Source organism: Butyricicoccus sp. AF18-9LB (assembly GCF_027684505.1).
Taxonomy (GTDB): domain Bacteria; phylum Bacillota; class Clostridia; order Oscillospirales; family Butyricicoccaceae; genus Agathobaculum; species Agathobaculum butyriciproducens.
The window spans coordinates 22,343-28,592 of the sequence record NZ_JAQCWA010000028.1; the positions used below are offsets into that span (position 1 = coordinate 22,343).

Genomic DNA, 6,250 nt, shown 5'->3' on the forward strand with positions numbered 1-6,250 from the left:
CACGAAGAAAACAATACTTTGCACGAATATTTAACAATAAATTCATTTAAGGAGGTTACCGACTTTATGAAAGAAATCATTTATGAAGAACAATAAGTCTGAACCTATCCCCGTCATGGATTACCGCCAGTACCGCAGAGTGCGGAGGCTGGTGCATGAGTGCTGTAACTACATCGACGGAAACTGTATCGCCCTGGACGATGGGGAGGAATGTGTCTGTGTCCAGTCTATTTCCTACTCCCTGTTGTGCAGGTGGTTTCGGACGGCGGTATTGCCGCAGGATAAGGAACTGGAAACGGCGCTGTTCCACCGGCTGAATGCGAAGAAATGCGCCGTATGCGGGGCGCTGTTTACCCCCGGTTCTAACAGGGCCAAATACTGCCCGGAATGTTCCACTCGCATGAAGCGGATCAACGCCGCAAAGCGCAAGCGGAAACAACGGGAGAAATGTCACGCTTTAGGGGCTGAAAAACCCTTGTAAATCAAGGCTTTTTTCGAGGGTGTCAAAGGCAGGCTGATAGATTTATCCTCCGACCCCTAAAACGGCCATAAAATGCGTACAGAATCCCAAGAGAAACCCCAAGGAGGAACCCTATGTCAGACAACCGAAAATATTATTACCTGAAACTCAAAGAAAACTATTTTGACGATGATTCCATCGTGCTGCTGGAAAGTATGCAGGATGGTGTGCTGTATTCCAACATTCTGCTCAAGCTGTATCTGAAATCGCTGAAACATGGTGGACGGCTTCAACTTGACGAGGACATTCCTTACACGGCGCAGATGATCGCCACCATTACCCGCCAGCAGATCGGCACTGTGGAGAGAGCCTTGCAGATCTTTTTGAAGCTGGGCCTTGTGGAAGTGCTGGACAGCGGCACCTTCTACATGAGCAATATTGAACTGCTGATCGGCCAGTCCTCTACCGAGGCCGAGCGAAAGCGGGCTGCAAGGCTCCAAAATAAGGCTCTTTCTGCGCCCCGGACAAACGGCGGACATTTGTCCGACATTCGTCCACCAGAGATAGAGATAGAGTTAGAGAAAGAGATAGAGATAAAGAGAGAGATAGAGAAGGGACGCTCCGCCCGCGCCTATGGCCGTTACCAGAATGTTTTCCTGACGGACGAGGAACTGGCAGACTTGCAGGCCAGCTTTCCCACTGTATGGGGCCAGTACATCGAAAAGCTGTCCGAGTACATGGCTTCTACCGGCAAGCGTTATCAGAGCCATGCAGCCACCATTCGGCGCTGGGCCGGTGAGGACGCGAAAAAGGCGGCCCCGCCCACCCGCAACCGGGATTACAGCGTAAAGGAGGATGAAACTGTATGATTGAGATTACCGCAGAAATCCGGGCGCTGATCGACAAGGCAGCTGCCGGTGTGGAATTGGCCGGGGACGAGTATATAGACCCGTCAGACGGGCTCATTCACTGTAAGAAATGCGGCGGCCAGAGGCAGACCGTTGTGCCATGCTTCGGGAAATCCGGCTACTTTATGCCCCGCTGCATCTGCCAGTGCCAGCGGGAGGCTGAGGAGCAGCGCAAGGCTGCTGAAGAACGGCAGCGCTGTATGGAGCGTATCAAACGCCGAAAGGCACAGGGCTTGCAAGACCGTTATCTGTATGACTACACATTTTCCAATGATAACGGGCAAAACCCATTGATGGACAAGGCTCACGCCTATGTGGAGAACTGGAAAGAGGCATATAAGAGCAATATCGGGCTTTTGCTATTTGGAGATGTGGGAACCGGCAAGTCTTTTTTCGCCGGATGTATTGCCAATGCTTTGCTTGACCGGGATGTGCCGGTGCTGATGACGAACTTTCCCACCATTCTGAACCGCCTGACCGGGATGTTCTCTGAGGACAGGTCAGAGTTTATTGCCAGCTTTGATGAATATGACTTGCTTATCATTGACGATCTGGGAGTAGAGCGCAGTACCGAATATGCTATGGAGCAGATGTTTTTCGTCATTGACAGCCGCTATCGCAGCCGCAGACCCATGATTATCACAACAAACTTGAAACTGTCCGAGCTGAAAAACCCGCCTGATCTGGCCCACGCCCGTATCTATGACCGTATTCTGGAACGGTGTGCGCCGATTCTCTTTGACGGGAAGAATTTCCGGGAAGAAAATGCCGGTGCTACACGACAGGCAGCAAAAGACATTGTAAACAGTAAGCACGACTGATTTTTTACCGGGTGGCACAGACCCGTTCGGAGAAAGGAGCGCCATGAACAAAGAACCCCGTACTATGCAGGTGTCAGACGCCGCTACTGCGTCCAGAGCGCCGGAAAACACGCCAGCGATGGTAAAGAAAATCGGTAAGACAACCTACAAGGTTCATGTCCATTTCAGCAATACCAGCACAGAAACCATGAGCGATAAAATCAAGCGTATGCTCAAAAATGAAATTCAGCAGATGTGAAAGACTGATAAACGAAGCCGCCTTGTGCTAAACTGATGATGGTACACGCCAAAACTTTTAGCCAAGGAGGACATGAAAATGCTGTACACAGAAAAAGAGAAGCATGAAATTGAACGAGTAAAGGAGGTCTTTGCGGAACATCTGCGGCAAAGCCCTGATTTTGAACTGCTCTGGTCGGACAAGGTAGGCTATGTCTGGCTGGCGATTGGCGTCAATCCAGTCTATGTGGATACCGGTATCAGAATCGAATCAGCCGCCGATCTCTGCGGCAGGTGTTTGGATGATGTTGCTACGGATGTTTTATATATGACAGGCAACGATCATGCACTGGAAGCAGCCGATCCGCTGGAATTGGCCGAAATCAAGCGGCGCTGGGAGCCATATATCAACCAGCTGCCAGACTATGCGTATCTCTGCAAAGACCTGCTGAACGGAAAAATGTAATCTATCAAACGAGGTGTCAGGAGCCATACGGTGCTTCTGGCACCTTTTTTGTAGATTTTTGTGAATTTGATTAAAAAGTCCTTGACAATTTGTCTCCGGCAAAACCGCTAAGTCGATTTTGATTTCCTGCGGTGCGCGTCTGGCCGTATTTGATATTGCGGAGCTACGCGAGGTTACATCCTACGATGAGTTGGAACTGGATACGCTGGGAGACAGAAAAACGGCCCTGTTCCTCATTATGAGTGATACGGATGACAGTTTTAACTTTCTCATTTCCATGTGCTACACCCAGTTATTCAACCTGCTTTGTGAAAAGGCCGATGATGTGTATGGCGGCAGGCTTCCGGTTCATGTGCGCTGTTTGATTGATGAGTGTGCTAACATCGGGCAGATTCCGAAACTGGAAAAGCTGGTGGCCACCATCCGAAGCCGTGAAATCTCTGCCTGTCTGGTGTTGCAGGCACAGAGTCAGCTCAAGGCGATCTATAAGGATAACGCAGATACCATCATCGGTAACATGGATACATCCATCTTCCTGGGCGGTAAAGAGCCGACTACCCTCAAAGAGCTGGCTGCCGTGCTGGGCAAGGAAACCATCGACACCTACAATACCGGAGAGAGCCGTGGACGGGAAACCTCCCATTCACTCAACTATCAAAAATTGGGGAAAGAGCTGATGAGCCAGGATGAGCTTGCTGTTATGGATGGAGGCAAGTGTATCCTCCAGCTGCGCGGTGTGCGTCCTTTCCTTTCGGATAAGTACGACATCACCAAGCACCCCAATTTCAAGTACACTGCCGACGCGGATGACAAGAACGCTTTTGATATTGAAGCATTCTTGTCCGCAAGGCTGAAACTCAAGCCCAATGAGGTCTGCGATGTATATGAAGTAGACACAAAGGGCGCTTAATTTCGTTCCGCTTTAGAAGGGAGTGATCTTATCTATTCGCCGCACCTGCCCTCTATGGGCCATTGGCGTACAAAGCGGACAATCGCAAGAAAAAATAATGAAAAAGGAGGACAGCCGGAATCATGCCCCCCGGAAACCGGGCGGCAGATTGTTCCGGCTTTTGTATGCCTATGAAACATGACAAACCTATTTTTTAATCAGATTCCGGCTAACAAACTATATGGCATTTTTTGAACAGGCAATCACCGTTCTTCAGACCCTCGTTATCGCGCTCGGTGCCGGTCTCGGTATCTGGGGCGTTATCAACCTGCTGGAAGGTTACGGCAACGACAACCCCGGCGCCAAGAGCCAGGGCATGAAGCAGTTCATGGCTAATTAAAGGGAACAAAAAGAAAGGAAAAACCAATCCAGACGGTATCAGCGGCAGGATACAAGAATAAATTGTGATTACACAAGATTGATGTTATAATAAGAGAAAAGTTCCTGCCGGGGCAGCCGCCCCGGCGGTATGGATAGAAAGGCAGGAAACAATATGCACATCAGCTATAAACCACTCTGGCACACACTGTTAGAGCGTGATATGAGGAAAGAGGATTTAAGGCTTGCCGCTGGTATGACAACGAATATGATTGCCAACATGAGCAAAGAGGGAAAGCACATCAGCATGGATACATTAGCCCGTATCTGCGAAACGCTGAATTGTGAGATTACCGATGTGATTGAGTTAGTACCAGACGAGCCTGCTTCCACAGGAGGTAAGGAACATGAGCGAATTGAAACCAAGAATAACAGAAAACGGAATTGACTATATCCTTGTCGGAGATTACTATATCCCGGATTTGAAGCTACTGGAAGAACACCGCCCTATCGGAAAGTATGGACGGTTGCACCGGAAATATTTGAGTGAAGTCAACCCAGCCAGATTGAACACATTGATACTGACCGGAGAATTGTGGACATATCTTGCAGACCTGAACGAACAGGCACAGAAACGGTTAGACACTATCATTGAGCAGATGAAAGCTGCCGAGGGCGTAACCGAGGAATTGAAGCGTACCTGTCAAATGGAATGGGTGCAGCGTTGCAATAACATTCATAACCGGGCAGAAGAAATTGTTTTACATGAGATGATTTATTCATAACGGTATGGTAGAATGATTATTACAAATTAGAAGTTGTAAAGGAGACTTTGTATGGGTAGAAAAGAAATAACAACAAAAGAAGATTTAATGAAAGTAATAGAATTATTCGAAAATACTGGAATTACATACTGGTTGGATGGCGGATGGGGTGTAGATATTTTAGCTGGTAAACAAACAAGAATTCATAGAGATATAGATATAAATTTTGATGCTCAACATACGGAAAAATTGTTAAATGTGCTTTTGAATCTGGGCTATAAAATTGATACAGACTGGAAACCGGTTAGAATAGAGTTATATAGTGATGAACTTGGTTACTTAGACATTCACCCGTTCGTTTTAAATGAGGACGGAACTTCAAAACAAGCTGATTTAGAGGGTGGCTGGTATGAGTTTGAAAAAGATTACTTTGGTAGTGCTTTTTTTGAAGGAAAAACAATTCCTTGTATATCCTTAAAAGGCCAAAGAGTTTTCCACTCAGGTTATGAATTAAGAGATAAAGATAAGCATGATATTTCAATTCTTGAAAGTTTATCAAAATAACATTGCTGTAATTTCTAAGATAAATTCCACTTTATCGCTTTGAAATTTTAACTGAATAAGTATAGCACCAACCGCTGCTACATGGAAGCAAACACAACCATGCAACAGCGGTTTTTCTTTACCGTTTTTTCCTTTGACTGATAGGAGTTCCTGTTTTCTTTGATTTTTGTAGAATCCGAATGAGCCAGCGAAATTCTTCGTCTGACAGATTTTTATAGTTGATGCCGAGCTGCTTGCAGTAAAGGACAACCAGCTTTTCATCCCGACTGCCCTTGAAATTTTCAACCGCTTCCAAATTTTCTTTCAATTCATCGGCAACGGTGGTCTGGGGCGCACTCTCGCTGTCCTTTTTGTGGGCTTCCCGAATATCCCGGATAATGAGATTGAGGTCATCAAGAACCATGTGGCTGAAATATTCATCATCGCTGATATGGGCGGCTTGCAGCACTTTCAAATGCGGGTCGTCTTCGCCGGGGCGATACCGTTCAATGATTTCATGCCGGACAGTATCGACAAGGGCGTTGAGGTTTTGAATCTGCATGGTGGCAATCCCATCTACATAAATCTCAATGTCCGCAAGAAACTTGATAAAGTCCTTATGAGTGGCAAGCTCACAGAGCAGACGGTTGTTAATCCGACCGCCTTTCAGAAGTGCCACCATCTCATCATTCAAATGCAGCTCTGTTAGTGGCGTGTTGATCTGCTCCCGGTTCTCTGTCCGGCACAGCAGATAATCAACGGAAACCCCATAGAAGTCTGCCAGCGTGATAAGGTTGCCATGATT

8 protein-coding genes and 3 pseudogenes are annotated in these 6,250 nt (G+C 47.2%); 10 read left to right on the plus strand and 1 reads right to left on the minus strand.

Annotated features, from left to right (window positions below; translation table 11 throughout):
• Window positions 1–82: 82 nt before the first annotated feature.
• The 10 genes and pseudogenes from PGY33_RS12410 (at window position 83) to PGY33_RS12455 (ending at window position 5,466) form a co-directional block, all read left to right on the plus strand.
• Entirely contained in the window at window positions 83–481 is a 399-nt protein-coding gene (locus tag PGY33_RS12410) for a cysteine-rich VLP domain-containing protein (protein WP_117499034.1), read from the plus strand.
• Window positions 482–594: 113 nt separating this feature from the next.
• Window positions 595–1,329, plus strand: a complete 735-nt coding sequence (locus PGY33_RS12415; RefSeq protein ID WP_014081139.1) for a phage replisome organizer N-terminal domain-containing protein — start codon at window positions 595–597, stop codon at window positions 1,327–1,329.
• A complete protein-coding gene (locus PGY33_RS12420; RefSeq protein ID WP_118316715.1) occupies window positions 1,326–2,189 on the plus strand; it encodes an ATP-binding protein in 864 nt (287 codons plus the stop codon). The genes PGY33_RS12415 and PGY33_RS12420 overlap by 4 nt, the downstream gene beginning before the upstream one ends.
• Before the next feature lie 64 nt (window positions 2,190–2,253).
• On the plus strand, window positions 2,254–2,427 hold the full coding sequence (locus PGY33_RS12425) for a transposon-encoded TnpW family protein (protein ID WP_431835168.1): 174 nt from the start codon (window positions 2,254–2,256) through the stop codon (window positions 2,425–2,427).
• A gap of 78 nt (window positions 2,428–2,505) precedes the next feature.
• The gene (locus PGY33_RS12430; protein ID WP_097771823.1) at window positions 2,506–2,871 is read left to right on the plus strand and encodes a hypothetical protein; all 366 of its coding nucleotides are present in this window, start codon (window positions 2,506–2,508) and stop codon (window positions 2,869–2,871) included.
• A gap of 85 nt (window positions 2,872–2,956) precedes the next feature.
• A pseudogene (locus PGY33_RS12435) lies at window positions 2,957–3,781 on the plus strand (VirD4-like conjugal transfer protein, CD1115 family); the annotation flags it as partial.
• 220 nt (window positions 3,782–4,001) lie between these two features.
• A pseudogene (locus tag PGY33_RS12440) lies at window positions 4,002–4,154 on the plus strand (Maff2 family mobile element protein); the annotation flags it as partial.
• A 139-nt stretch (window positions 4,155–4,293) separates the two neighbouring features.
• Window positions 4,294–4,586, plus strand: a pseudogene (locus PGY33_RS12445) (helix-turn-helix domain-containing protein).
• Complete coding sequence (locus PGY33_RS12450) at window positions 4,546–4,923, plus strand: TnpV protein (protein WP_117974364.1); 378 nt, start codon at window positions 4,546–4,548, stop codon at window positions 4,921–4,923. Before PGY33_RS12445 ends, PGY33_RS12450 begins: the two are co-directional and overlap by 41 nt.
• A 51-nt stretch (window positions 4,924–4,974) precedes the next feature.
• Window positions 4,975–5,466 (plus strand): nucleotidyltransferase domain-containing protein, encoded by a 492-nt coding sequence (locus tag PGY33_RS12455; RefSeq protein WP_009266803.1) that lies wholly within the window; start codon window positions 4,975–4,977, stop codon window positions 5,464–5,466.
• A gap of 118 nt (window positions 5,467–5,584) precedes the next feature.
• Here the strand turns inward: PGY33_RS12455 and PGY33_RS12460 are convergent.
• The coding region (locus PGY33_RS12460; RefSeq protein WP_270478882.1) for a transcriptional regulator at window positions 5,585–6,250 on the minus strand (666 nt) is incomplete at its 5' end.

What these genes read in the sequence shown, in the direction of transcription:
- PGY33_RS12410 (WP_117499034.1), top strand. Translation starts at nt 83, where the DNA reads ATGAAGAACAATAAGTCTGAACCTATCCCCGTCATGGATTACCGCCAG.
- PGY33_RS12415 (WP_014081139.1), top strand. Translation starts at nt 595, where the DNA reads ATGTCAGACAACCGAAAATATTATTACCTGAAACTCAAAGAAAACTAT.
- PGY33_RS12420 (WP_118316715.1), top strand. Translation starts at nt 1,326, where the DNA reads ATGATTGAGATTACCGCAGAAATCCGGGCGCTGATCGACAAGGCAGCT.
- PGY33_RS12425 (WP_431835168.1), top strand. Translation starts at nt 2,254, where the DNA reads ATGCAGGTGTCAGACGCCGCTACTGCGTCCAGAGCGCCGGAAAACACG.
- PGY33_RS12430 (WP_097771823.1), top strand. Translation starts at nt 2,506, where the DNA reads ATGCTGTACACAGAAAAAGAGAAGCATGAAATTGAACGAGTAAAGGAG.
- PGY33_RS12450 (WP_117974364.1), top strand. Translation starts at nt 4,546, where the DNA reads ATGAGCGAATTGAAACCAAGAATAACAGAAAACGGAATTGACTATATC.
- PGY33_RS12455 (WP_009266803.1), top strand. Translation starts at nt 4,975, where the DNA reads ATGGGTAGAAAAGAAATAACAACAAAAGAAGATTTAATGAAAGTAATA.